Origin of the sequence: Pseudomonas sp. 8O (assembly GCF_902506495.1) — a bacterium.
In the GTDB taxonomy this organism is placed as follows: Bacteria; Pseudomonadota; Gammaproteobacteria; order Pseudomonadales; family Pseudomonadaceae; genus Aquipseudomonas; species Aquipseudomonas chaetocerotis.
The window spans coordinates 1,647,608-1,670,516 of the sequence record NZ_LR733264.1; the positions used below are offsets into that span (position 1 = coordinate 1,647,608).

Genomic DNA, 22,909 nt, shown 5'->3' on the forward strand with positions numbered 1-22,909 from the left:
GTAAAGAAAACGGCGCCTTCGGGCGCCGTTTTCGTTCGTGCTGCTTTGTACGGGAGAGGGAGCAGGTCGTGCCTCAGACCTTGAAGCGCGCGACCAGGTTGTTCAGGTCGATCGCCAGGCGCGACAGCTCCTGACTGGCCGCGCTGGTCTGGTTGGCACCCGCCGAACTCTGCAGCGAAAGATCGCGAATGTTGACCAGATTGCGGTCCACTTCCCTGGCTACCTGGGCCTGCTCTTCCGACGCACTGGCAATCACCAGGTTGCGTTCGTTGATCGAGGAAATCGCCTGGGTGATCAGCTCCAGTGCCGTACCCGCAGCCTGGGCTACCTCAAGGGTGGAACGGGCGCGACTGTTGCTGCTCTGCATCGAACCGACCGCCTGATCGGTGCCACTTTGAATGGCGCCGATCATCTGTTCGATCTCCTGGGTGGATTGCTGAGTGCGATGCGCCAGCGCGCGCACCTCGTCAGCCACGACAGCAAAGCCGCGCCCTGCATCACCGGCCCGCGCCGCCTCGATGGCAGCGTTGAGTGCCAGCAGGTTGGTCTGCTCGGCGATGGAGCGGATCACGTCGAGCACCTTGCTGATCTCACGAACCCGCTCGGCCAACTTCTCGACCTCACCCGCAGTGCCGTTTACATCATCGGCCAGCTGACTGATCGAGCTCACGGTCTGGCGTACCTGCTCGCGCCCCTGCAGCGCCGTAGCATTGGATTCACGTGACGCCTCGGAGGTGCTTACGGCATTGCGCGCTACCTCTTCGACTGCAGCAGTCATCTCGTTGACTGCCGTAGCAGCCTGCTCGATCTCGGTGTTCTGCTGATGCAGGCCGCGAGTCGAATCTTCGGTCACCGCATGTAGCTCTTCGGATGCCGACGCCAGTTGATTGGACGAATCAGCGATGCTCTGGATAGTGCTGCGCAGACTCTGCTGCATGCTTTTCAGGGCGCTGAGCAAACGCGCGGGCTCGTCGCTACCTTCAGCATGAATCACCTGCGTCAGATCGCCAGATGCCACCACCTCGGCCACCCGCACCGCTTCACTCAACGGCGCGACAATGCTGCGCGTCAACAGCATCGCCAGCACGATGGTAGCCAGAGTCGCCAGAATCATCATGGCGATGACCCAGATACGTGCTGACTCCGCCACCTGCCTGGCCGATTCGCCTGCTGCCACAGCGCTCACACGATTCATCTCGATCAACTTGCCGAGGCCCTGCATCATGGCATCGGCGTGCTGGTTGAGCACGCCGCCAGCCACCTCGATGGCAGCATCGAAATCACCCTGGCGTAGCGACTCCACGATTCGAGTCTGCTCCTGCAAGTATGCCGCCTCGGAGCGCTTGAACTCGTCGTAGATGCCGCGCTCCTCGGTGCTGGAAATCAGTTGTTCATAGGCCTCCTGGCTCTTGGCAAGGGATGCGCGCACGTCCTCAACCAGCCGAAGATTAGCCTGCACCTGGGCCGAATCGCGATTAAGCATCGAACGCAAGGTAACGGCGCGCAACCGCAAGATATTCTTGGACACATCGCCAATGGCCAAGACGCTTGGCAGCCAATTCTCATTGACCTCGTCGGACCGCTCGCGCATTTCCCCCATCTGCATCAATGAAAATATTCCAAGCAGCACAACCAGCAGAGCGACCAGTCCGAACCCCAGAGCCGCACGGGGGGCGATTGAAAGATTACGCAGCGACATTTTTGAAGCTCCCATTGCGCGCAGAAATCGAGACATCCTCAGCCATACCTGGCCAAGGATCGGGAGGATTGCGCTGATCCCTGACGGCTTATCGGCCTTATGTCCGCGCGCTTTATAAGGAAAAGGAAAATATTCTATCGGCGCAGCGCCCTGGCCATCGCCTGGTCGACATGATGCCGCCATTCATCGTCGCGCCACTGCTCCTCCCGGCGTGCCTGCCAGTCATCAATACGCTGCACGTCCTCGCACTGGCGAAACCCGTCATCCCAGCCCTGGTTGTAGAGCGGCTCGTCCATATAGCGTGGTACATCCTTATCGAACTGGCCCAGTAGCCCGGCTGCCGAGCGCCCGCTACTGCAACCGGCCTCGAAGCCGTCGACGAAGGCCGGCGGATAGTTGGCCGCCAGCATCTGCTCGCGCAGGCTTTGACAACCGAACAGGTTCAGTAGCGCCAGAGTACAGACCAGCAAGCGTGCGAAACGCATGGCGTCATGCTCCTTCGATCACGCCCAGTAGCCGCGCCTTGAGCGCGCACAGCGCCCAGGGGCTGGTGCTGCAGGCACCAGTTGCTAGAGCCGAACGCAACGCCAGAATGTCGGCGTCACGCAGGTAGCGTTCGGCGTCGCCCATGCGATCCTCGCCACCGAAGCCTCCGCCGGCCATTTCTGCCAGGGCCTGTTCCTTGCTCCAGTGCTGATAGATGACGCGATATATCGCGGCGATCAGCCCGGTGCGGTTCTGTCCATGCTTGCAGTGAATCAGCACCGGGCCATGGCTCTGCGCGTGGCGGATGCTGCGCAGCACCTCGATGACGTCGGTGTCGTCGATACGGTCCGTACGCAGCGGCAGATGAATCTGCTGGACGCTCGGATCGACCAGCCACTGATCATCGCCGTGCTGGTAGAAATTGATCACTGTGGCAATGCCGAGCGCCTGCAGTTGCAGCCAGTCCTTCGCCGTCGGCAGCGCGCTGCGGTACAGATCGGGCGCCATGCGATAGAGATTGATACGGGTATCCAAGGGTTGCGCCCAGTTGGCCGGGCGCACGCCCTGTAAGGGTACGGGCGAGGTTGCCGCGCCCCAGGCCATGCTCAGCGGCAGCACCAGCAATGCGCCGGCGAACACCAGTGCGGCCAGCGCCAGGCGCAGGCCCTGTAAGATGCTGTTCATCGGCAGGTTTCTCCCCAGACGGTCTCTTGAGACGGACGCAGCGCCACCGGCGCGCGGTAAAGCAGCCAGCGATAGGTCAGCACGCAGATCATCCAGTCGATCAGCAGTGTCCACAGGTTGTGCGAAAGAAAATGCGCGCCCTGCAGCATGCGCCCCAGGGAGAACAGCGAACCGAGCCCCAGCGCGACGACCAGAGCGATTCGCGCGGCGCGTTGCCGACGGTCGCGCAGCACGAAAAACAGCGCCAGCAGCGAGAACCCGGCCGAGGCATGCCCGCCTGGCCAGCAACGGCCTGGGTTTGCTGTGGGCGCACGCTCACTGAGCAGCGGCGTAAATTGTTCCTGACCGCCGAACTCGCTCAGGCTCCAGGGGCAATGCATGCCGGTCAGCGTCTTCAGCGGCGTGACCACCGACGTCGACAGCCCCAGCGCCAGTACCAGATAGCCGAGCTGACGACGCCAGGCGCGCAAGCGAGTCGGCAGCAGGCTAAGCGTAAAACCGGCGATAGCCAGCACACCCAGCACGATCACCGCCTGCTTGGCGCGATCATGCATGATGTCTTCCAGCCAGAAGCTGTGACGACCGATGAAGCCTTCGCCAGACCGGTAGGACAGATTGGCCAGGGCGAAATCCACAGGACTGGGATCGATCACCAGCATGAACGCCATCAAGAGCAGCGGAATACCCAGCGCCAGGCGAAAATCGAAATGACGAGACGGCATTTCCACTCCTTAACGCTCACTGAGTTGCTGGCTAGATTGGGCTTCTAGATGCCAGGCCATCAGACCTTTGCTGAAAGCATGACTGGCGCCCTGGTAGTAAGCGATATCACGCCGCAGCAACGGGTCGGAACCATCGCTGCGCGACTCATGGCTCAAACCCAAGGCGTCGTCATGGCGGCGCATGCCCCGACGCGGGCTGAGAATCGCCAGGTTCTGCCCGTCGAACAGGCCCAGGTGCTGGTAGTTGCCGAGCAACGCCCGCCTGGGGGCATGTTCAGCACGCAGCAGGTTGCGGCCGAAGAAGGTAGAGATGTAATCCAGGTTGAGCAGGCCGAGCAGCGTCGGCGCCACGTCAATCTGGCTGGCCACCTCGGCGTACTCGCCCGGCTCGATGTACCTGGGGGCGTAGATGAATAGCGGGATGTGGTAGTTGGCCACCGGCAGGTCCTCACGACCTGCACTGCCAGCGGTATGATCGGCGACGATGACAAACAACGTGTCGTCGAACCAGGGCTTGCTGCGCGCCTCGGCGAGGAGCTGGCCAATGGCGTAGTCGGTGTATTTCACCGCGCCTTCACGCCCATCGCCCGATTTGATGTCGATACGGCCATCGGGATAGGTGTAGGGGCGATGATTGGAGGTGGTCATCAGTTGCAGGAAGAAGCGTTTGCCACTGGCATGATCGGCATCAGCCACCTTCATCGCCTGGCGATAGAGATCCTCGTCGGCCATGCCCCAGGCATTCTGGAAGCTCATGTCGGTGTCGGCGACGCTGCTCTGGTCGACGATGCGGTAGCCATTGCCGCCGAAGAAGGCGTTCATGTTGTCGAAATAACCACGCCCACCGTAGATGAATACGCTGTCATAGCCCTTGGCGCTCAACTGCTGGCCCAGGCTGGCGTAACCCGATTCGCGGCCAATACGCTTGACGATGGAACGCCCCGGCGTCGGCGGCATGGACAGGGTGATCGCCTCCAGACCACGGTCGGTGCGGGTGCCGGTAGCGTAGAAATTGGTGAACACCAGGCTGTGCTTGCGCAGCTCGTCGAGATTCGGCGTCAGCCCGCGACTGTCACCGAAGCTGCCCAGGTACTTGGCACTCAGGCTTTCGATGGTCACCAGCACCACGTTAAGCGGCTTGGGCTTGCCTGGGTTGTCGATCACCCGGCGAATGTCTTCGGGGTCACTGCCGATGAAGCGTGCATTGGACTCCGCCACTTCTTCACGCAGCAAGCTGGCCACGGCCTGATCCGGAAGGGTTGCGTAGAACTGCCGGTAATCCAGCTCGTTGTTACGAAAGGCAGCAAAGAACTGGTAAGGCCCGTTGCTTGCCAACTCACGCTGATAAGTATTGCCCCCCAACCCGCGCGGTGCGTCCTGGCCAACCACGACCAGGCACAGGCCGACCAGCACGGCCAGCAGCATAACGCCAGGCACCGCGCGCTTGAACGGCAAGCGCGGTGCCTGCAACGCATCGAGCAGGACGCGCCGCAGAGCGAAGGTGAGGCCGATCGCCAGGGCAGCCAGTAACGCCAGCAACGGGTAGATCGGGTAGGACTCTAAGATGTTGTCCACCACCTCCTTGGAATACACCAGATAATCCACGGCGATGAAGTTGAAGCGTACCCCGAACTCGTCCCAGAACAGCCACTCCGCTACGGCGGTGAACAGCATCACGAAGATGCTGACGGCAACCACACCGATCAACAGCCGCTGGTGCCAGTGCCGCTGCCACAGCCAGGCCGGACACAGCAGCAGGTAAAGCGTCATGGGCGCAGCGGCGTAAAGTAGAAAACTCAGGTCATAGACCAACCCGACTCCATACAGGCCGAGCAGGTTGACCGGCGTGATGCCGGCATCGCCCAGATGGCTGATCAGCAGCACGCTGCGGGTGAGGAAGAAAACTACCAGCCAGACCAGCAGAATGGTCGACAAATAACGAAGTTGCGCGTATCGGAGCCGTGGCATCGTATGATCCTTGTAGGATGAACGAGCCGGAGTCTGCTCCCCGCGTCGTGAGCCCTTCGTCAAAGCCGTGTGAAAAAAACGTCAAGCACAGGAATAAACCGCGATGCGCATTCTGGTCATCGAAGACAACCGAGACATCCTCGCAAACGTGCTCGACTACCTGCAGCTCAAGGGCTTTTCCGTCGACTGCGCGCAAGACGGACTGAGCGGCCTACACCTGGCCAGCAGCGGCCACTATGACCTGATTGTGCTGGACATCATGCTGCCCGGCATCGACGGCTACCAGGTGTGCAAACGCCTGCGCGAGGACGGGCGCAGCGAGGTGCCGATCCTCATGCTGACTGCGCGAGATGCCCTGGACGATCGCCTGCAGGGGCTCAATGCCGGTGCCGACGACTACCTGATCAAGCCGTTCGCGCTGTCCGAGTTGGTGGCGCGGATCGAGGCGATCCTGCGCCGCTGCTGTGGCAGTCGCAAACGCCAACTGCAGGTCGCCGACCTCAGCTACGACCTCGACACCTTGCACGTCAGCCGCGCCGGTCAGCCGCTCAAGCTCAACCCACTGGGCCTAAAGCTGCTGGCCATCCTCATGCAGCGCAGCCCGGCCGTGGTGCGGCGCGAGGCGTTGGAGGAATCCCTGTGGGGTGACGACTGCCCGGACAGCGACAGCCTGCGCAGCCACATCCACCAACTGCGCCAGGTGCTCGACAAGCCTTTCCCCACTGCCCTGCTGCACACCATTCATGGCGTAGGTTATCGCCTGGTGGAGAGCACCGATGCTGTCTAAGCAGCCGTTCGAGCGACGCATTCTGATCGCCTTCTTGCTGATGACCACGGTGGTCAGCGGGCTGTTTTCGCTGAGCATCGTTGGAGTCGTGCATTTCATTGAAGAGCACTTGGTTTCAATGCAAATGGAGCGCGAGTTAAGCGGTGTCCTCTTACAAGATATGAAAACCGGTTCTGCTCCCAGGCTCGATAGCAGTACGCGATTCTTTTCTTCTCAGTTCCCGGAGTACGCAATACCAGATGAGTATCAACACCTTCCTGAGGGCTTCAATGAAATCGTGAGCGGGGATGACGCTTTCTATGTATTTGTAGAAGAGAGCAACGGCCATACTCATGTGCTGGTGCAAGAGCAGGATGAATTCGAAGCCCGCGAGAACGCGCTGTTCAACGTGGTGCTGGCAGGTTTTCTACTCACCGTGATCGCCGCCTGGGGCCTGGGCTTGGTGATGGCACGCAAGGTCATGGCACCGATCAGCCGCCTGGCCCAGCAGGTGCGTCATCACGACCAGTTGCACCCACTGGCGCCCCCCTTGGCGCCGGAATACCCCGACGATGAGATTGGCCAGTTGGCCTCAGCCTTCGATAGCACACTGGGCCAGGTGCGACAGTCCCTGGAGCGCGAGCGGCTGTTCACCAGCGATGTCAGCCACGAGTTGCGCACACCGCTGATGGTCATCGCCACCTCTTGCGAGCTGCTCGCCGAAGCGCCCCTGGGGCCGCGCGAGAAGGAACAGGTGGCGCGCATCGCCCGCGCCAGTGAGGAAATGCGCGAGCTGGTGCAGACCTTCCTACAGTTGGCGCGGGACAAAAGTAACGAGGCGGCCTTCAGCGGCGACCGCACGCTCGTCAGCATCGCCCACGAGCAGGCAAACCGCTGGGGCGCCTTGATGAGGGAGAAGGGGCTGGACTTTCAATTGACCGAGGAAGGCCAGGACGACGGCCGTTACAACGCCACCTTTCTCGGCACGGTGATGGCCAACCTGTTGCGCAATGCCCTGCATTACACCGAACGCGGCAGTGTGCGCCTGATCCTCGAACAGGGCGCCTTCCGTATCGAGGACAGCGGCGCCGGCATTCCCGCCGAGCAGCACGAACGCATCTTCCAGCCCTTCGTGCGCGGCTTGCAGGCCCGCGGTGAAGGGCTTGGTCTGGGGCTGTCACTGGTCAAACGCATCTGCGCCAAACAGGGCTGGCAGGTCAGCCTGCAGAGCGAACCTGGGTATACACGTTTCCAAGTGACACTTAATCATGACGCTTGACGAAATTTTCACATCCCTTTGACGTGAACTTGATGCCTGGCTCTTTAGGGTGACGAACGTATCCACCAAGGGACATTCGTCATGCCAAAGCCCAGCCCCATCGAACTGGATTTTTCCCTCAAGTACGATTTCGAGCACGCCCAGCAATACCTGAACAAGCATCAGGACGGTCTTTCCCGGCGCCTGTCGCACTGGCGCGACGTGCAGATAGCGCGCCGTGCGCTGCAGATGGCCAATGAGCCGAACCTGGTACTCGACCTGCCCTGCGGTGCCGGACGCTTCTGGCCGATGCTCTGCGAACAGCCGAATCGGGTGATCTTCGCCGCCGACAACTCGGCCGACATGATCGCCATCGCGCGCGCCGCACAGGCCCCCGAGGTAGTGGCGCGGGTCAACAGCTTCCGCACCTCCGCTTTCGATATCGACCTGGGCGCCAACGCGGTGGACTGCATCTTCTGTATCCGACTGCTGCATCACATTGAGTCGGCCGAGCACCGCCTGGCCATCCTGCGCGAGTTCCATCGCGTCAGCCGCGACACGGTGATCGTTTCACTGTGGGTCGATGGCAACTACAAAGCCTGGAAACGTCGGCGCCTGGAAGCTCGTCGATCCGCCGAAGGGCGTTCTGCACAAAACCAGAATCGCTTCATCGTCGCCCGGAGCACGGTGGAAGCGGAATTTCGCCAGGCCGGTTTCAGCATCGTCGGCCACCTGGATTTCCTGCCTGGCTACGCCATGTGGCGCACCTACGCGCTGCGCAAGGTGGCCTGACATGGGAATCCTCAACGAGCAAGCGCTGGCCGCCCTGCCCTCGACCGAGTTCGATCGCTGGTGGCACAGCCCCGGCGAATGGGTAGAACCGGCCAACCAGCGGCGCGGTGGCGAGAGCGGCGTTCGGCTATTGCAACACTGGGACAGTAGTAGCCCATTGCTGTACTGCAAACGCCAGAGCGGACATCTCTATCGATCACTGCGCCACCCATTCGGTCGCCCAACCATCCTGCGCGAGCTGCACGCCTACCGCGCCCTGGCCCACCTGAGCATTCGCACGCCGAACATCGTTTACTGCGCAGCCCGCAAACAGGCCGGGCAGTGGCAGGCACTGCTGGTCACCGAAGCGTTACCGGGCTTCGTCAGCCTGGAGCAGTGGTACAACGAACAACGTACGCCGCAACTCAACCAGACCGTGCTGCAACGCCTGGCCGTGACTCTGGCGCGCCTGCACCTGGGCGGATGGCAGCACGGCTGCTGCTATGCCAAGCACCTATTCGTCAAAGTCCGTAGCGATGGTGACGTGGATATCGCCCTGCTCGATCTGGAAATAAGCCGGCGACGTTGGCGTGTTGCCAGCGCCTCGCGACGCGATATGGGTCAGTTGGCGCGGCATCGCGGCGCCATGCCCGACACGGACCTGAGTGACCTGCACCAGGCCTACCAGCAGGCGTTGAAAGATCCCTGGGGCGGGTTACAACCATGAACGACCGTTCCGAGTTGGACGCGCTGTCCTTCAAGGGGCGGCGCGGCCTGGTGCGCATTCTCGATGCCACCGGCTACTCGCTGGCCGGGCTGCGCGCGGCCTATCAGGCCGAGGCGGCCTTCCGTCAGCTGGTGTGGCTGAACCTGGTGCTGCTGCCATTGGTATGCGTGGTCGATGTCAGTCGCGCGGAACGGGTGCTGCTGGTGCTGGTACCCCTGCTGGCGCTGGTGGTGGAGTTGCTCAATTCCGCCATCGAGGCGGTGGTCGACCGCATCTCGCTAAACCTGCACCCGCTGTCCAAGCAGGCCAAGGACATGGGCAGCGCGGCACAGATGGTCGCACTACTGATGATCGCCCTGAGCTGGGCGATCATCCTGCTCTGATCAGCGCACCATGAAGCGCTGTTCGGCCAGTTTGCGGTCGCCCTGATAGACGATGAAATGCCACTCGCCGGGCACCACTTCGTGATGTTCGGTGAATTCGAAAGCCATCACGTCCTGCGGGGCACCGACTACCAGCTTCTGCTGTACTTCGAACTTGTCATGACGCTGACCATCCGGGGTGACCACACCCGGGGTGAGGTACAGCAGCGTCAGCGGCGTATCACCCGCGCGCTTGCCGGCCAGGCTGTAGCGCATGCCGAACTTGGTGCCGAGCTTGGCGGGAATCTGCTCGGTACGCTCGATTTCCTGGTTGCTGCGAGTCAATACCCGCTCGCCTGGCTGGTAGTCCTGATACTGGCTGCTGAAGATGCCGTATTCCACTGGCCCATCGACACGGACGTCAGCCTGGCTCAGACCTGCCCAGGCGAATAGACCGGCCATCATGGCCACTCGGGTGTAATGCATGGTGCGCTCCTCGTTGAGATGAGCGCGAGCCTATGACGCCCGAATGACAACCTGATGACAGTCGCGCTAAGGGGCAGGCCTCCATCATCCGGCGCTACGCGCCACCTTCTCCCAGAAGGAGAAGGGCATGGGAGATCGTCACTGCGCGACGTCCACTCTACGGATCAAGCTCGGCCTGCACCTTGCGTGGCAGCACGGAGAGGAAGTTGTCACGCGCCACCTTGTGCGCCACATCCTCTGGCAGCGCATCGAGGAAAGGGTCGAAACCCTTCATGTACTCGCCCAGGCTGCCGAAACGGCCGACCACATCCGAGCCCAGCATGAAGCGCTCCGGGTAACTGCTGACCAGATGCACCCACTGCGGATCAGGCGTGCCGTTTTCGTCCAGCAGGTAGGGACGCAGCATGGTCCAGGACAGATCGATATAGAGGTTCGGGTATTGGCCGAGCATGCGTTCGACCGTCTCCAGCAGGAAGTCGAGCTTCTCCTGATGACGATGAATCTCGGCACTGGTACCAGCATGCGCCCAGATGAAACGCACATGCGGATGATTGCGCAGCGGCGCCTCGATCTCTTCCAGATAAAGCGGATTGCGCTCGCGCTTGGAAGTGATGTTCGAATGCAGCATCACCGGCAGGTCATATTCGGCAGCCAGATGGAAAACCCGCGCCAGCGCCTCGTTGTTGGCGCGCGGTGCGCTGCCGTGAATCAACGCGGTGAGATCGTCGTGACGAGTGAAGACCTCACCGATGCCCTGCCAAAGGCCGGGATCGAGCTCCAGCATGCGGCGGATATGCGCATCGGCGTTCTTGTCGTTGGGGTTGAAGCCGGAAAGAAACGGATGGAAGCGTTTACGCTGCTCGGCGGGCAGACGCTTGTAGGCGGCGGCGATGAACACGTCGGTAGCGCTGTACCAATAGGCATTGGCGTCATCACCGGCGTAATAACGCGGACGCCTGGGCTCGTCCTCATCCCATTTCTTGGCCACCGGAATGCCGGAGAACATCACATGATCGACGTTGTTTTCCGCCATTTTCTCCAGCAGTTCGTCCATGCCGGCGCTTTCCTGGAAGAAGTCCACGTAATGCAGGTGGGCGTCGCTGTAACGGTATTCGCGGGCTTGAGCGCTGCAGACGATAGCGGCACTGAGCGCGAGTATCCATGGCATCGTTCGAGATGTGAGCAAGGCGAGTCCTCCTGACGGTACGAGCAGCATAGACCGCCGAGCGGCCCGGCAAGTTCGGAGATCACCCCACGCCATTCGCATCAGCGCCCCCAAAAGAAGCAGGCAATCAGGGGCTGCACCAAGCGGGAACATTAATAGCTGGCTAACGGCCTGAAACGGCCATGGGCACGTCAGCCGATGATGGCACCTGGCTTGCAGTGACTCAGGCAGACCAGACAGGGGAATCATCATGTTGCAGTTGCTGCGCAAGCCAGCCCGCAAGGCCCAGGACGAGGCCGCATTGGACGCTCTGTTCCAACAGCACGACCTCACCATTCGCCTCCCGGAACACTATCAATGGATGACTCGCCTGAACGATTTCAGCGCAGGTCTCCAGCAACGCATTCGTGCCAGCCTCGGCGCCGCCGTCGGCATCGCCGCGCATGCGCCACAACTGGCGCGCATTGCCGCTGCCAACCAACAAAGCGGGCAGACGCTGGCACAGTCCTCGGAGTTGATCGCCAGCGCCAGCGAGCAGGTCACCACCACACTGGACGCCGAACTGGTGCCCGGTGCTGGCGAAGTCGCGCGCTTGTCCGCCGAGGTTTCCGCCACCCTCAACCAATGCCAGCAAAGCGGCCAGGCGGTGTTGCGCCAGGTCGAAGTGATCGACTCCAGCGAGGCGCAACTGGCTCAGGTGATCCAGCAACTGGCCGGACAGCTCGATGAAGTGAGCAAGGTCATCGGCGTGATTGCCAGCATCTCCCAGCAGACCAACCTGCTCGCCCTGAACGCCGCAATCGAGGCCGCTCGCGCGGGTGAACATGGTCGCGGCTTCGCCGTGGTCGCCGAGGAAGTGCGGCGTCTGGCCGGTCATACCACCGATGCCACCGGCCAGGTCAGTGGCATCATCGAGCGCTTTCGCGAAGGCATGCAGCAGCTCGGCGATGCCGGCCAGCACATGAACCAGGCCGTGGCCGACGGCCGCACCGGTATTCTCGCCGTCAGCGGCGGGCTGGACAGTACGCGCCAGGCCATGGATCGCCTGGACGCTCAGGTCGGCCAGATCGCCGCAGGCACGGAGCAGATCGGCCAGGCCGTGCGCTCGATCAATGGCGATGTACAGAACATCGCCCAAGTCGCCAGTGAACTGCTTGGCAAGGCCGGCCAGGTGCTGCATCACAGCAAGGCCGTGCGCGAAGACGGTGATCGCCTGCTCGCAGGGCTCGGCGACTTTCGCCTGGAAATTCACGCAGCCGTGCGCGCCAGCGTCGAACAACTGGCCAAACGTACCGAGCTGGTCAGCGACATGACGGCGGCCGAACGACTGCTTGCCGATACGCTGGCGCGCGACAGCCGTTTCGAGCTGTTCTACCTGGTAGATAGCCGCGGCGTACAGATTTCCGAGAACATCTTCGCCGCCGATGTGGCCCACGGTGAGGGTGCCAGCTGTCGCGGCCACGACTGGAGCCAGCGCCCCTGGTTCCGCGCCGTGGCCGAGCGAATGGAGAGCCATATCACCCAGGTCTACCGTTCCTCGGCGACGGACGATTTCTGCTTTACCGTTTCAGTCCCCATTGTCGATGAGCGAGGCCAACTGCTGCGTGTGCTGGGAGCGGATGTGAGGCTCTCGGCGCTGGTGTGATCGGTGCCGACTGGGCTAGGCTGGCCGCTGTCGATTCGTCACACCTCAAGGGAAGCGCCATGATCCGCATTCATAACAACAAGGGCCTGCAGCAGCAGATCGAAATCGGCTCGCACCTGCTCACCGGCGACGTCTCGCCCGAGCAGGGCGGGGATGGCGCCGGACCGGAACCGCACGATCTGTTCGACGCAGCCCTCGGCACCTGCAAGGCCATGACCCTGCTGCTCTATGCGCGCCAACGCGGCCTGCCGCTGGAAGGCATCGACGTGCACGTCGAGCGTGACGACAGCGAGGAGCGCCAGGGCAACTACCGCCTGATCGTCGATCTGGCGCTCAAGGGGCCATTGGACGAGACACAGCGCCAGCAACTGCTGCGCGTGGCGGACAAATGCCCGATCCACAAGCTGATGACCACCACCGACATCCAGGTCGAAACCCGCCTGGCGGGAGCTCCGGCATGAGCGAGTTGCAGCTGATCCGCCCGCGCGCCGAGGACATTTCCGGCCAACCGATTCTGCGTCCCCTGCCCTCGGCACGCTTTCGCAGCATCGGCCCCTTCGTGTTCTTCGATCACATGCTGGAGCATGACTACCCGGCCGGCAAAGGCATGAACATTGCCCAGCATCCGCATATCGGCTTGTCCACCCTCACCTACCTGTTCGAGGGCCAGTTGCAGCACAAGGACAGCCTGGGATCGGACCAGTTGGTGGGCCCCCGCGATGTCAGCTGGATGACCGCAGGGCGCGCCGTCGCCCATGTCGAACGTACGCCGCCCGAGCAGCTCGGGCATAACAAGCGAGCGCACGGCCTGCAGGTCTGGCTGGCCTTGCCGGAAGCCGAGGAACAGTGCGAACCGGCTTACAGCCATCACCCAGCCGCTTCGCTACCCCGCAGCGAGGCCATGGGCGTGCAGATCACCCTGATCGCCGGCAGTGGCTTCTGCCTCGAATCGCCGGTGCCGGTTCGCTCACCGACCCTTTATGCCGAGCTGCGCCTGGCCGTCGGTGCCAACCTGCTGATACCCGCCGAACACAGCGAACGAGCCCTGTACCTCATCGATGGCGAAGCGGAGCTGGATGGCGAGCCCTTGCCCCGGCATACCATGGCGGTCATCCCTGCAGGCGAAACGCCCGTTCTCAGTGCCTGCGGCGAATGCCACCTGGCCCTGATCGGCGGCGAACCCATCGGCCCACGACGGATCAACTGGAACTTCGTCGCCACTACGCCGGAGCTTATCGACCAGGCGCGCCAGCGCTGGGCAGCGGGCGACTGGCCGCAGGTGCCAGGTGAAACCACGCGCATCGAATTGCCGCGCTGAGACCGCTGTTCAAACACAGGCGCTGAAAGGCGCCTGCCGTTCGTAAAGGATTGCCATCTTGCCCCTGTATCGCACGCTCGCTGGCCTGCTGCTGTTGCCCACGTTGGCCCTGGCCGACCTACCCAGTTTCGAGCCTGAGCCCGGGCAGCATGCCCAGGTACAACAGCACGGCGAACGCTATTTTCTGCAACAACCCGACGCTAGCCGCCTGGAACTGAGCATCCCCGAAGGCAACGACGCAGAAGCGCCGAGCTTCGCCGTCGAGGACTACGACTTCGACGGCCACCCGGATCTGGCGATCAGCGTGCCGGCCGGGATGGTCAACTCCGCCTACCACGTTTACCTCTACCGCCCGCTCCTACAACGCTTCGAGCGGTTGGAGATGGCGCCGACGCTGATGGAACGCGTCAATTGCTCATGGCTGTCGGAGCTGCAGCCCAACAATGAGGAGCGGGCGCTCTACAGCCACTGCCGAAGCGGGCCACGCTGGTACTACGACGCCTACCGCTTCGATGAGTCCGGTGCCCCCTGGCTGTACAAAACGCTGCAGGTGCGCCACGACTACGATCCGGATGCATCTGTGTTTTTCCCGGTGTTCGAGAAGACACTCGACCCTCAAGGCCGGGTCATTGCCAGCCGCGCGCTCGACGATAATGATCAGCCACTCACCTGGACGGTGCCCGCTCCGCGCCTTTACCTCCACGAACGACCGGAAGAAAACAGCCGGAGCAAGGCTTACCTGATCGCAGGGGACGTCTGCGAAGTCCTGGATCAACAGGGACGCTGGCTACAGATTCGCTACGCCTCGCGCAAGGGACCTCTGGAGCGCTGGGTTTCACTTGATGAAGCCTATGCCCAGGCTCAACCCTGAAACCTCACCCTGTGAATACACGGCAACGCCTTCGCAGTTTTTTGTTACCTGTGCGTGATCCAGAAGCTCAGTAGCCGGGTATAAGCTGCATGCGGATTTTTCAGGCCAACGGATGACCCATGGCAGATCGCGAGTTCGATTACGAAAGTACCCTGGAAGCCTGCGCACGCGGCGACGAACGTGCCTTCCAGACGCTCTACCGGCAAGAAGCCGGGCAATTGCTCGGCCTGGCCATCAGCATGCTGGGCCGGCGGGACATTGCCGAGGACTGCCTGCACGACGCCTTCGTGCGCATCTGGCAGCACGCCGCGCGCTATCGGCGCGAACTGGGCAGCGGCCGCGCCTGGGTGCACAGCATCTTGCGCTACCGCGTGCTCAATGCCTTGCGCAGTGGCAACCGGCATGCCGAAGTGGACGATGACTTCATCGAGCGTGTGCTCGACGACAGCCCGCAGGCCGAAGCGCAAACGCTGGAGCAATCCGAGCAGCGCCTGTTGCGTAGTTGCCTGCAGCGCCTGGAAAAACCGCGCCGCCATCCGATTCTGCTGGCGTTCTACCGGGGTCTGACCCACGAGCAGATCGCCAGCCGCCTGAGCACACCGCTGGGCACCATCAAAGGCCGTATCCGCGCCGGCCTGCGCGCGCTGCAGGAGTGTCTGCAAGCATGATTACGCACGATCCCGAAGAACGCCGTGCCCTGATTGGCGAGTACCTGCTCGGCTTGCTCGACGAACATGAAGCAGCCGAGGTGCGCCAACTGCTCGAAGAGGATGAGAGTGCCGCCCGTATGGCCCTGGAATGGGAACGGCACTTTCTCGAACTGAGCGACCGGCTACCGGCACATGCACCCTCCCCGGCACTCTGGGTACGCATTCGGCAGAGCCTGGGTCTACTCGACGAGCCTCGCTCGAGCCCGCTGGCCAACTGGTGGAACAGCCTGCTGACCTGGCGCCTGACTGCCGCCGCGCTGGCCGTTGCCCTTTTGCTTGCCGTGCTGATGCCGCTGTTGCGCGCCCCGGATATCGCTGGCGAACGCTTTACCGTGGTGCTGCAGCAGCCGGGCGAAGCGGCCAAGCCGGGTTGGGTGATCCAGGTCGGTAGCGATGGCACGCTCTCGCTCGACCCGCTGGTCGCGGATCAGATCCCAGAAGGCCGCGCCTTGCAATTCTGGACGCTGATCGACCCAGCCGACGGTCCACGTTCGCTGGGTCTGGTCGAAGCCGGCCAGCCACTGCGTGTGCCTGCCGAGCAGATCGGTGCCGTACAGGCCGGCCAGTTGTTCGAGCTGACCCTCGAACCTGAAGGCGGCTCGCCATACAACCGACCTAGTGGTCCGGTGCTTTACATCGGTCGCGCCGTGCTGGCCAGCGCCAACTGAGTGGGTTGCCGGCCGCAAGGCCGGCAACATTTGCAGCAGCCGATCACCCTCCGAAAAATATTTTCATCCGCCGACATCCAACGCCGTTCCTCGCGGGTATAGCTCACAGGTGTTTCGTCGAGGCACCTGCGAAACCGGCCAACCGGCTTCGTCTCGATGCTGAAACCTTTATGAGGAACAACCATGAAACGCATCACTACCCTTTGCACTGCCAGCCTGCTGACCCTGAGCGCAGGTGCCGCCAGCGCCACCGAACTGCTCGCACTGGGCGCCGATGGCAAGTTGTTCAAGGTCGATGTTGCCAGCCTCAAGGTCACCGCCAGCATGGCTGTCAGCGGAGCAAGCGACCTGCGTGGTCTGGATGTGCGCCCGGCCAGCGGCCAGGTCTACCTCCTCGGCGGTACCGATCAGCTTTACACCCTGGACGCAGTCAGCGGTAAAGCCACTGCAGGCAGCAAGCTGCAAACCGCGTTGCCAGGCAGTGGCCAGGCCGTGGTCGACTTCAATCCGGTGGCCGATCGCCTGCGCCTGATGAGCCCGGACGGCACCAACCTGCGGGTAAATGTCGATACCGGTGAAGCGGCCGTGGACGGCAAGCTTGCCTATGCCACCGACGGTCCCTACGCCGGCAAGCAGGCAAAAGTCGTTGCAGGCGCCTACACCAACTCCTATGCAGGCACGAAGAGCACCGCGCTGTACAACATCGACCTGGCCAGCAGCAGCCTGATGCTGCAGAACCCACCAAACGATGGCGTGCAGCAACTGGTCGGCAAGGTCGCCGATGGCCTCAAGGCGGCCGCCATCGACATCGCCAGCGATGGCATGGGTGGCAACACAGCCTATGTGCTGACCGGCAAGACTCTGCACCAGCTGGATCTGGCCAGTGGCAAGCCCACCACTCTGGGCGACATCGCCGACCTGCCGGACGACATCATCGATATCGCCGTACTGCCCGCGAAGTAAGATGAAAAAAAGGCTGTGCCCACTGGGCGCAGCCTTTCGTTCAATGCTTGCGCAAAGCAGGCGTCACTGCTCGGCGAATACCTCATCGAACAGATCGTTCATCGCCTTGAATGCCCGCGCGGCGACCACCGGATGGTATTCGTTGCGACCCGGCACGTTGGCCTTGGGATTGGTGAACGAGTGCACAGCGCCGCCGTAGCTCACCAATTGCCAGTCAGTCTTGGCTGCCTTCATCTCGGCGACGAAGCCGTCTACCTGCGCCTGCGGTACAGCGGGATCATCGGCCCCATGCAGCACCAGTACTGGCGCCTTGATGTTCTTGGCATCTGCCGGGTTGGGCGTATCCAAATTGCCGTGGAAGGATACGAAGCCTTGCAGCGGTGCACCAGAGCGCGCGAGCTCCAGCACCGTGCCGCCACCGAAGCAGAAGCCGATAGCGCCCAGCTTGCTGAGATCCAGTGCCACCTCACCGTTCTGCGCCTTGAGCACATCGACTGCAGCCTGAGCGCGCTTACGCATCAGCGGGCGATCTGCGCGCACGGCAGTGGCCGCGGCCCCCGCCTCTTCGGCATTGCCGGGACGAATGGATTTGCCGTACATGTCGGCGAGAAACACCACGTACTTGTCGCCCGCCGCACGCGCGGCCTTGGCTACGGTATCGTCGTTCACGCCCATCCAGTTGGGAACGGCGAGCAGCCCGGGGCGCGGCGTGGTGACCGAATCGTCGTAGACCAGTACACCTTCGAAGGCTTCGCCATCGATTTCGTACGCAACCGTCTTGGTCACGACCGCCGCATCGGCAAAACCCGCGAATGCGGCGCACAACAGGGGAACCAGTGTCTTCTTCTGCATGGTGAGGCCTGCCCTTGGCATTGGTAGGCCCCTGACAATAGCCTTACCGTCGACAATCACCAAGTCGAGATGGGGCGGGTTTCAGACAGGAGGTTTCAAGCGGCGGGTTGTTCGGCCCAGCGCTCCTTGATCTGCAGAATCTCGGGCAGGCAGGCGATGAACAGCTCGACCAGGCGTGGATCGAAGTGGCGCCCACTCTGTTCACGCAGGAAAACGACCGCATCCTCCACGGACCAGGCCTGCTTGTAGGGGCGCACGCTGGTCAGCGCATCGAACACGTCAGCGATGGCGACGATGCGGCCTTCCAGGGGAATCTCCTCGCCACTCAAGCCATTGGGGTAACCGCTGCCATCCCACTTCTCATGGTGCGACAGGGCAATGCGTTGCGCCGTGCGCAGCAGCCCCGAGCTGTGCTCGCCAATGATCCGCGCACCAATCTCCACGTGCTGGCGCATCACCTGCCATTCCTCCTCGTCCAGCTTTCCCGGCTTGCGCAGCACTGCGTCGGGAATACCGATCTTGCCGACATCGTGCATCGGCGCCGCGTTGAGCAGTTCCTCGGCCGCGCTTTCGCTGAAGCCGGCAGCCTTCGCCAGCACCTTGGAGAAATGGCTCATGCGAATGACGTGCAGGCCGGTCTCGTTGTCCTTGTATTCGGCGGCCATGCCCAGGCGCTGGACGATCTGCAGGCGGGTCTGCCTGAGTTCATCGACACGCACCAGCGACAGATGAGTGCGCACCCGGGCACGCACGATAGGTGGGCTGATGGGCTTGGTGATGTAGTCCACCGCGCCAACCTCGAAACCGCGCGCCTCATCCTCGACATCGCCGAGAGCGGTCACGAAGATCACCGGAATCGTCTTTAGCAGAGGGCTGGCCTTGAGCTGCTCGCATACCTCATAGCCAGTCATGCCCGGCATCATGACATCGAGCAGAATCAGGTCGGGCCGTTCACGCTCGGCCATTTCCAGCGCGCGGGCGCCCTCTTTGGCGAACAGCAGACGATAGTCGTCTTGCAGGATATGGCGTAGCACCTGCAGGTTGGTGGGTTCGTCATCGACCAGCAGCAACAGCGGACGAGTATCGGCAACCAGGGTCATGATGGGGTCGTTTCCTCGTCTTGCAGTTGCAGCAACAGTTGATCGAGCACCAGCAGGGCCTGATCGAAATCGAAGTCATCCAGCGCCTGACGCATATCGTTCAGAGCAGCGCCGTAGGCTGTACCCCTGGCGACCTGCTCCATGGCGGCAAGGGTTTCATCATCCAGGCCGCCCCGCTGCAGCGCCTGTCGCAGCTGACCGGCCTGTTCACGCAGCGAGTGCACGTCGACAGCCGAGCTTTCAGCCGAAGATACGACCTCCGGCACCTGCGGCACTGCCTCCTTGACCGTCAGAAGAGCCTGCGCAAGTTCCGCGATCAGTGTAGGCAGCGCCTGCTCATCCTGCGCCTGAAACGCTCGCTCGACCAACTGCCCCAGGCTGGCGAGGCCGCTCATGGCCAGGTTGCCGGCGGCGCCGTGCAGACGATGCGCGAGCGCCTCACCCTCGCGCCAGTCACGCGCCACCAGCAGTTGGTTGAGGCGCGCCGCCAGATCATGCTGTTCGGCAATGAAGGTATTGATCGCTTGCGCCATGCGCAGCGGCCCGCCCCACAGGCTGCTGCCACGTACCCAGTCGAACATGCCATCCTCGGCAACCCGGGTGGCACTGACCACTGCGCTGGGTACATCGGTCAGCCCCCGCAGTCGGGCGATTTCCCAGAGCAGCGCGTTGACATCCAGTGGTTTCGAAGCAAAGCCATTCATACCCGAGTCCAGCGCTGCCTGACGATCCTGGTCGAGTACGCTGGCGGTCAGGGCAATGATCGGAATCGGCTCTCGTGCCTCGGCCGCTTCCAGCTGACGAATCCGCCGCGAGGCTTCAAGGCCGTCGACACCCGGCATCTGCACATCCATCAGGATTAGATCGAAGCGCTGCCGGGTGAACGCCTGCAGTGCGCCTTCACCATCGGCGACGCAATGTACGCGATGGCCGAAATGCTCCAGGGTCAGTTGCAGCAGCTCGAGGTTCTGCGGCACGTCATCGGCCGCGAGGATGTTCAACTGCCCCAGCTCAGGCAGCACGGCACGTTGCTGCGAGGCCAGACGCTTGCCGGCACGCAGCGGCAACTCGATGCTGAAGCAACTGCCCTGCCCTTCGGTGCTTTCGACCCGCAAGCGCCCCCCCATCAACTCGACCAGTTGCCGGGAGATGGTGGTGCCGAGGCCGGTGCCGCCAAAGCGCCGGCTCATCGAGGCATCAGCCTGAGCGAAAGGCTCGAAGATCTTATCCAGCCGGTCGGCTGCGATACCGATGCCGGTGTCTTTCACCGCCAGGCGCATTGCGCCCGGCTCACCCGTAACCTTCAGGCGAACCTCACCGTGAAGGGTGAACTTGACCGCATTACCGAGCAGGTTGGTCAGGACCTGTTGCAAACGCAGCGGGTCGCCGCAGAAGAACTCGTTGATCGTTGCCGGGTAATCCAGGTTCAGCTGCAAGCCTTTGCTTTCGGCCGTCAGGCGCTGCGTCGCGAGCACCTGCTCGCACAGCTCACGCAGAGAGAAATCCAGTTGTTCCAGTTCGATGGCGCCACGGTCGAGCTTGGCCGTGTCGAGGATGTCATTGAGCAAGCCCAACAGCGAACGCGACGAATGCTGCACGGTGCTCAGATGGCGACGTTGCTCGCTGGAAAGCGACGTTTCCAGCAGCAGGTCGGTAAACCCGATGATGGCATTCATCGGCGTACGAATTTCATGGCTCATATTGGCCAGGAAGCTGCTGCGCGCGGCAGCGGCGGCTTCGGCGCGATCACGGGCAGCCCGCAGGTCCTGTTCCATGACGCGGCGCGGAGTCAGGTCGGTCGCCAACTTGACGACCTTGAACGGCTTGCCGTCGGTATCGAGGATCGGGTTGTAGCTGGCCTGAATCCAGACTTCCCGTCCGCCCTTGGCAAAGCGTTGGTATTCACCTGCACGAAAATGACCTGCACGCAGATCCATCCAGCCCTGGCGATAAGCATCGCTTGCCACCAGTTCAGGATCACAGAACATGCCGTGATTGCGCCCTACCACCTCCTCCTTGTCATAACCAAACAACGCCAGTGCATTGTCGTTGATGTCGAGGATATTGCCGTCGAGGTCGAACTCGATCAACGCCATCGCCTTGCTGATCGCGGTGACCTTGCCTTCATATTCGGCATTGCGCCGCTTGGTTTCGGTCTGGTCGAGCAATACGCCATCGATCCAGCGCGGCACACCGTTTTCGTCGCAAACCGCGCTACCACTTTCCCAGATCCAGTGTTCCGCGCCAGCGCGGTCGAACAAACGATATTCGACTGTGTAGTTGCGGCCTTGCTCGATGGCCTGCATCACCTCATCGGTGACTCGCTGATAGTCGTCCGGGTGATACATCTCGGCAATCGAACAGCGGCGACTGATGAAATCCTCCGCACTCCAACCGGTGAGAGGCTGCACCGCATCGCTGATAAATATCATGGTCCAGTCTTGATCCAGCGTGCAGCGGAACGACACCCCGGGAATGTTGCTGATCAACGAGCGGTACTGCTGCTCGCTGTCACGCAGGGCCTTCTCCATGGCTTGCCTTTCGCTGATATCGGCGACGAACACCACGAACAGCGGACGAGCACCTGCATGGGTAACACCAACGCTGATGCGCACCAATTTCTCTTCGCCGTCACGGGTCAGACACATCAGTTCCTGCTCACCGGCCGGCATCGTCAGGCGACCTGTCCTGAGGTAATCGGCCAGTAGCACTTCGACCTGCTCAATGTGGCGAGCCGGCATCAGTGAGCGCATATGCATGCCCACCAGTTCTTGCGGATCCCAGCCGAACAGACGCGAGACCGCACGATTGGCCGAGCGCAACGTGCCGGTGTGATCGACGGTGATGATGGCATCCAGAGCCGTGTCGAAGATCGAGCGCAGATGCTGCTCGCTGGCCTTGAGCTGAAGACTCATGCGGCGGTAACGCAGTAGCGTATTGACCGCCACCACGAAGACCGTCAGAGCGACGGTCAGCAGCGTGATGGCAATGGCGATATAACCACTGTCGACCACTGCCATCGGAGCCTCGGACTCCGGCGTACCGACGAAACGCGCCGCCGCCATGCCGGTATAGTGCATGCCACTGATTGCCAGGCCCATCACCAGGGCGCTGAGCAGAAGCGCCCATAATGTCGGCAAACGCCCCTCCAGACCGAAGCGTACCCACAACGCCAGAATGGCCAGGGCGACGGCAACGACGATGGACAGGGCGAACATCCAGGGGTCATAGCGCAGCAGCGGCGCCATCTGCATCGCAGCCATACCGCTGTAGTGCATGGCTCCGATACCGGCCCCGACCAGTACGCCCCCCACACACAGCTGCAACAGGCTCAAGTCACGCCGCGCCAGCAGGCTCAACGCGACCCATGAAGCAGCCAGGCTCGGCAGCATCGACAGTAGCGTGATGCCCAGATCGAATCGCACCGCCGCACACAGTTCGAAGGCGAGCATGCCGAGAAAATGCATGGACCAGATGCCGCCGCCAAGCGCGAGCGAACCGGTGAGAATGGTGATCTGCCTGGCGACCGGATGCGAACTGTCGCGTGCTTCACCAGCCAGCTGCAGCGCCATGCCGGCGGCGAATACGGCAATAGCCAGCGACAGCAGCACCAGGGAAGTGTCGTAACTACTGAGCACAAGGACACTCGGGTCCGCGCCCATCAAGAAGAACAACTCGAAAATCGACA

General features: G+C 62.2%; 22 protein-coding genes and 1 pseudogene. 13 read left to right on the forward strand and 10 right to left on the reverse strand.

The window, feature by feature from the left end:
* Nucleotides 1-73 precede the first annotated feature (73 nt).
* Genes GV002_RS10310 through GV002_RS10330 form a run of 5 tightly spaced genes read right to left on the reverse strand, consistent with a single transcriptional unit; the run spans nucleotide 74 to nucleotide 5,559 of the window.
* On the reverse strand, nucleotides 74-1,882 hold the full coding sequence (locus GV002_RS10310; RefSeq protein WP_372241822.1) for a methyl-accepting chemotaxis protein: 1,809 nt from the start codon (nucleotides 1,880-1,882) through the stop codon (nucleotides 74-76).
* Nucleotides 1,834-2,184: a hypothetical protein gene (locus GV002_RS10315; RefSeq protein ID WP_160018194.1), complete on the reverse strand. Its 351-nt coding sequence runs from the start codon at nucleotides 2,182-2,184 to the stop codon at nucleotides 1,834-1,836. Before GV002_RS10315 ends, GV002_RS10310 begins: the two co-directional genes overlap by 49 nt.
* Before the next feature lie 4 nt (nucleotides 2,185-2,188).
* A complete protein-coding gene (locus GV002_RS10320) occupies nucleotides 2,189-2,869 on the reverse strand; it encodes a dual specificity protein phosphatase family protein (protein WP_160018195.1) in 681 nt (226 codons plus the stop codon).
* A complete protein-coding gene (locus GV002_RS10325) occupies nucleotides 2,866-3,591 on the reverse strand; it encodes a phosphatase PAP2 family protein (RefSeq protein WP_160018196.1) in 726 nt (241 codons plus the stop codon). The genes GV002_RS10320 and GV002_RS10325 overlap by 4 nt, the downstream gene beginning before the upstream one ends.
* A gap of 9 nt (nucleotides 3,592-3,600) precedes the next feature.
* Nucleotides 3,601-5,559, reverse strand: a complete 1,959-nt coding sequence (locus GV002_RS10330; protein ID WP_160018197.1) for an LTA synthase family protein — start codon at nucleotides 5,557-5,559, stop codon at nucleotides 3,601-3,603.
* 103 nt (nucleotides 5,560-5,662) lie between these two features.
* On the opposite strand from GV002_RS10330, the gene GV002_RS10335 reads away from it, so the two are divergent.
* The 5 genes from GV002_RS10335 (at nucleotide 5,663) to GV002_RS10355 (ending at nucleotide 9,464) form a co-directional block, all read left to right on the forward strand.
* Nucleotides 5,663-6,346, forward strand: a complete 684-nt coding sequence (locus GV002_RS10335) for a response regulator transcription factor (protein ID WP_160018198.1) — start codon at nucleotides 5,663-5,665, stop codon at nucleotides 6,344-6,346.
* Nucleotides 6,336-7,604 (forward strand): sensor histidine kinase, encoded by a 1,269-nt coding sequence (locus GV002_RS10340; protein WP_160018199.1) that lies wholly within the window; start codon nucleotides 6,336-6,338, stop codon nucleotides 7,602-7,604. The genes GV002_RS10335 and GV002_RS10340 overlap by 11 nt, the downstream gene beginning before the upstream one ends.
* Nucleotides 7,605-7,685: 81 nt before the next feature.
* On the forward strand, nucleotides 7,686-8,375 hold the full coding sequence (locus tag GV002_RS10345) for a class I SAM-dependent methyltransferase (protein WP_160018200.1): 690 nt from the start codon (nucleotides 7,686-7,688) through the stop codon (nucleotides 8,373-8,375).
* Between the two features lies 1 nt (nucleotide 8,376).
* Nucleotides 8,377-9,081, forward strand: a complete 705-nt coding sequence (locus GV002_RS10350) for a lipopolysaccharide kinase InaA family protein (protein WP_160018201.1) — start codon at nucleotides 8,377-8,379, stop codon at nucleotides 9,079-9,081.
* Complete coding sequence (locus tag GV002_RS10355) at nucleotides 9,078-9,464, forward strand: diacylglycerol kinase (RefSeq protein ID WP_160018202.1); 387 nt, start codon at nucleotides 9,078-9,080, stop codon at nucleotides 9,462-9,464. The genes GV002_RS10350 and GV002_RS10355 overlap by 4 nt, the downstream gene beginning before the upstream one ends.
* Here GV002_RS10355 and GV002_RS10360 read toward each other — a convergent pair whose 3' ends face one another.
* Nucleotides 9,465-9,929, reverse strand: a complete 465-nt coding sequence (locus GV002_RS10360; RefSeq protein WP_160018203.1) for a DUF3859 domain-containing protein — start codon at nucleotides 9,927-9,929, stop codon at nucleotides 9,465-9,467.
* A gap of 157 nt (nucleotides 9,930-10,086) precedes the next feature.
* The gene (locus tag GV002_RS10365; RefSeq protein WP_160018921.1) at nucleotides 10,087-11,097 is read right to left on the reverse strand and encodes an amidohydrolase family protein; all 1,011 of its coding nucleotides are present in this window, start codon (nucleotides 11,095-11,097) and stop codon (nucleotides 10,087-10,089) included.
* Nucleotides 11,098-11,455: 358 nt separating this feature from the next.
* On the opposite strand from GV002_RS10365, the pseudogene GV002_RS24615 reads away from it, so the two are divergent.
* The 8 genes and pseudogenes from GV002_RS24615 to GV002_RS10400 all read left to right on the forward strand — a co-directional run.
* Nucleotides 11,456-12,175: pseudogene (locus tag GV002_RS24615) on the forward strand (methyl-accepting chemotaxis protein); the annotation flags it as partial.
* 423 nt (nucleotides 12,176-12,598) lie between these two features.
* Nucleotides 12,599-12,739: a PDC sensor domain-containing protein gene (locus tag GV002_RS24620; RefSeq protein ID WP_372241833.1), complete on the forward strand. Its 141-nt coding sequence runs from the start codon at nucleotides 12,599-12,601 to the stop codon at nucleotides 12,737-12,739.
* Nucleotides 12,740-12,798: 59 nt separating this feature from the next.
* Nucleotides 12,799-13,200, forward strand: a complete 402-nt coding sequence (locus GV002_RS10375; protein WP_160018205.1) for an OsmC family protein — start codon at nucleotides 12,799-12,801, stop codon at nucleotides 13,198-13,200.
* A complete protein-coding gene (locus GV002_RS10380) occupies nucleotides 13,197-14,057 on the forward strand; it encodes a pirin family protein (protein ID WP_160018206.1) in 861 nt (286 codons plus the stop codon). Before GV002_RS10375 ends, GV002_RS10380 begins: the two co-directional genes overlap by 4 nt.
* A 58-nt stretch (nucleotides 14,058-14,115) precedes the next feature.
* Nucleotides 14,116-14,928, forward strand: coding sequence for an FG-GAP repeat protein (locus GV002_RS10385; RefSeq protein ID WP_160018207.1), 813 nt, complete (start codon nucleotides 14,116-14,118; stop codon nucleotides 14,926-14,928).
* A 119-nt stretch (nucleotides 14,929-15,047) separates the two neighbouring features.
* Entirely contained in the window at nucleotides 15,048-15,596 is a 549-nt protein-coding gene (locus tag GV002_RS10390) for a sigma-70 family RNA polymerase sigma factor (protein ID WP_160018208.1), read from the forward strand.
* Nucleotides 15,593-16,306, forward strand: a complete 714-nt coding sequence (locus GV002_RS10395; protein ID WP_160018209.1) for an anti-sigma factor — start codon at nucleotides 15,593-15,595, stop codon at nucleotides 16,304-16,306. Before GV002_RS10390 ends, GV002_RS10395 begins: the two co-directional genes overlap by 4 nt.
* A 183-nt stretch (nucleotides 16,307-16,489) precedes the next feature.
* Nucleotides 16,490-17,269: a DUF4394 domain-containing protein gene (locus GV002_RS10400; RefSeq protein WP_160018210.1), complete on the forward strand. Its 780-nt coding sequence runs from the start codon at nucleotides 16,490-16,492 to the stop codon at nucleotides 17,267-17,269.
* 63 nt (nucleotides 17,270-17,332) lie between these two features.
* On the opposite strand, the gene GV002_RS10405 is transcribed toward GV002_RS10400, so the two are convergent.
* From GV002_RS10405 to GV002_RS10415, 3 genes are all read right to left on the reverse strand, one after another.
* A complete protein-coding gene (locus GV002_RS10405) occupies nucleotides 17,333-18,121 on the reverse strand; it encodes a dienelactone hydrolase family protein (protein ID WP_160018211.1) in 789 nt (262 codons plus the stop codon).
* Nucleotides 18,122-18,216: 95 nt separating this feature from the next.
* Nucleotides 18,217-19,221 (reverse strand): response regulator, encoded by a 1,005-nt coding sequence (locus tag GV002_RS10410; protein WP_160018212.1) that lies wholly within the window; start codon nucleotides 19,219-19,221, stop codon nucleotides 18,217-18,219.
* On the reverse strand, nucleotides 19,218-22,859 hold the full coding sequence (locus GV002_RS10415; protein WP_256667059.1) for a PAS domain S-box protein: 3,642 nt from the start codon (nucleotides 22,857-22,859) through the stop codon (nucleotides 19,218-19,220). The genes GV002_RS10410 and GV002_RS10415 overlap by 4 nt, the downstream gene beginning before the upstream one ends.
* Between the last annotated feature and the right edge of the window lie 50 nt (nucleotides 22,860-22,909).

Bases quoted from the DNA above. Each gene is read 5' to 3' on its own strand.
- GV002_RS10355 (WP_160018202.1), top strand. From the start codon at position 9,078: ATGAACGACCGTTCCGAGTTGGACGCGCTGTCCTTCAAGGGGCGGCGC.
- GV002_RS10395 (WP_160018209.1), top strand. From the start codon at position 15,593: ATGATTACGCACGATCCCGAAGAACGCCGTGCCCTGATTGGCGAGTAC.
- GV002_RS10320 (WP_160018195.1), bottom strand. From the start codon at position 2,869: ATGAACAGCATCTTACAGGGCCTGCGCCTGGCGCTGGCCGCACTGGTG.
- GV002_RS10340 (WP_160018199.1), top strand. From the start codon at position 6,336: ATGCTGTCTAAGCAGCCGTTCGAGCGACGCATTCTGATCGCCTTCTTG.
- GV002_RS10375 (WP_160018205.1), top strand. From the start codon at position 12,799: ATGATCCGCATTCATAACAACAAGGGCCTGCAGCAGCAGATCGAAATC.
- GV002_RS10330 (WP_160018197.1), bottom strand. From the start codon at position 5,559: ATGCCACGGCTCCGATACGCGCAACTTCGTTATTTGTCGACCATTCTG.
- GV002_RS10315 (WP_160018194.1), bottom strand. From the start codon at position 2,184: ATGCGTTTCGCACGCTTGCTGGTCTGTACTCTGGCGCTACTGAACCTG.
- GV002_RS10325 (WP_160018196.1), bottom strand. From the start codon at position 3,591: ATGCCGTCTCGTCATTTCGATTTTCGCCTGGCGCTGGGTATTCCGCTG.
- GV002_RS10410 (WP_160018212.1), bottom strand. From the start codon at position 19,221: ATGACCCTGGTTGCCGATACTCGTCCGCTGTTGCTGCTGGTCGATGAC.
- GV002_RS10380 (WP_160018206.1), top strand. From the start codon at position 13,197: ATGAGCGAGTTGCAGCTGATCCGCCCGCGCGCCGAGGACATTTCCGGC.
- GV002_RS10310 (WP_372241822.1), bottom strand. From the start codon at position 1,882: ATGGCGGCATCATGTCGACCAGGCGATGGCCAGGGCGCTGCGCCGATA.
- GV002_RS10335 (WP_160018198.1), top strand. From the start codon at position 5,663: ATGCGCATTCTGGTCATCGAAGACAACCGAGACATCCTCGCAAACGTG.
- GV002_RS10350 (WP_160018201.1), top strand. From the start codon at position 8,377: ATGGGAATCCTCAACGAGCAAGCGCTGGCCGCCCTGCCCTCGACCGAG.
- GV002_RS10400 (WP_160018210.1), top strand. From the start codon at position 16,490: ATGAAACGCATCACTACCCTTTGCACTGCCAGCCTGCTGACCCTGAGC.
- GV002_RS24620 (WP_372241833.1), top strand. From the start codon at position 12,599: ATGGAGAGCCATATCACCCAGGTCTACCGTTCCTCGGCGACGGACGAT.
- GV002_RS10345 (WP_160018200.1), top strand. From the start codon at position 7,686: ATGCCAAAGCCCAGCCCCATCGAACTGGATTTTTCCCTCAAGTACGAT.
- GV002_RS10365 (WP_160018921.1), bottom strand. From the start codon at position 11,097: ATGCCATGGATACTCGCGCTCAGTGCCGCTATCGTCTGCAGCGCTCAA.
- GV002_RS10390 (WP_160018208.1), top strand. From the start codon at position 15,048: ATGGCAGATCGCGAGTTCGATTACGAAAGTACCCTGGAAGCCTGCGCA.
- GV002_RS10360 (WP_160018203.1), bottom strand. From the start codon at position 9,929: ATGCATTACACCCGAGTGGCCATGATGGCCGGTCTATTCGCCTGGGCA.
- GV002_RS10405 (WP_160018211.1), bottom strand. From the start codon at position 18,121: ATGCAGAAGAAGACACTGGTTCCCCTGTTGTGCGCCGCATTCGCGGGT.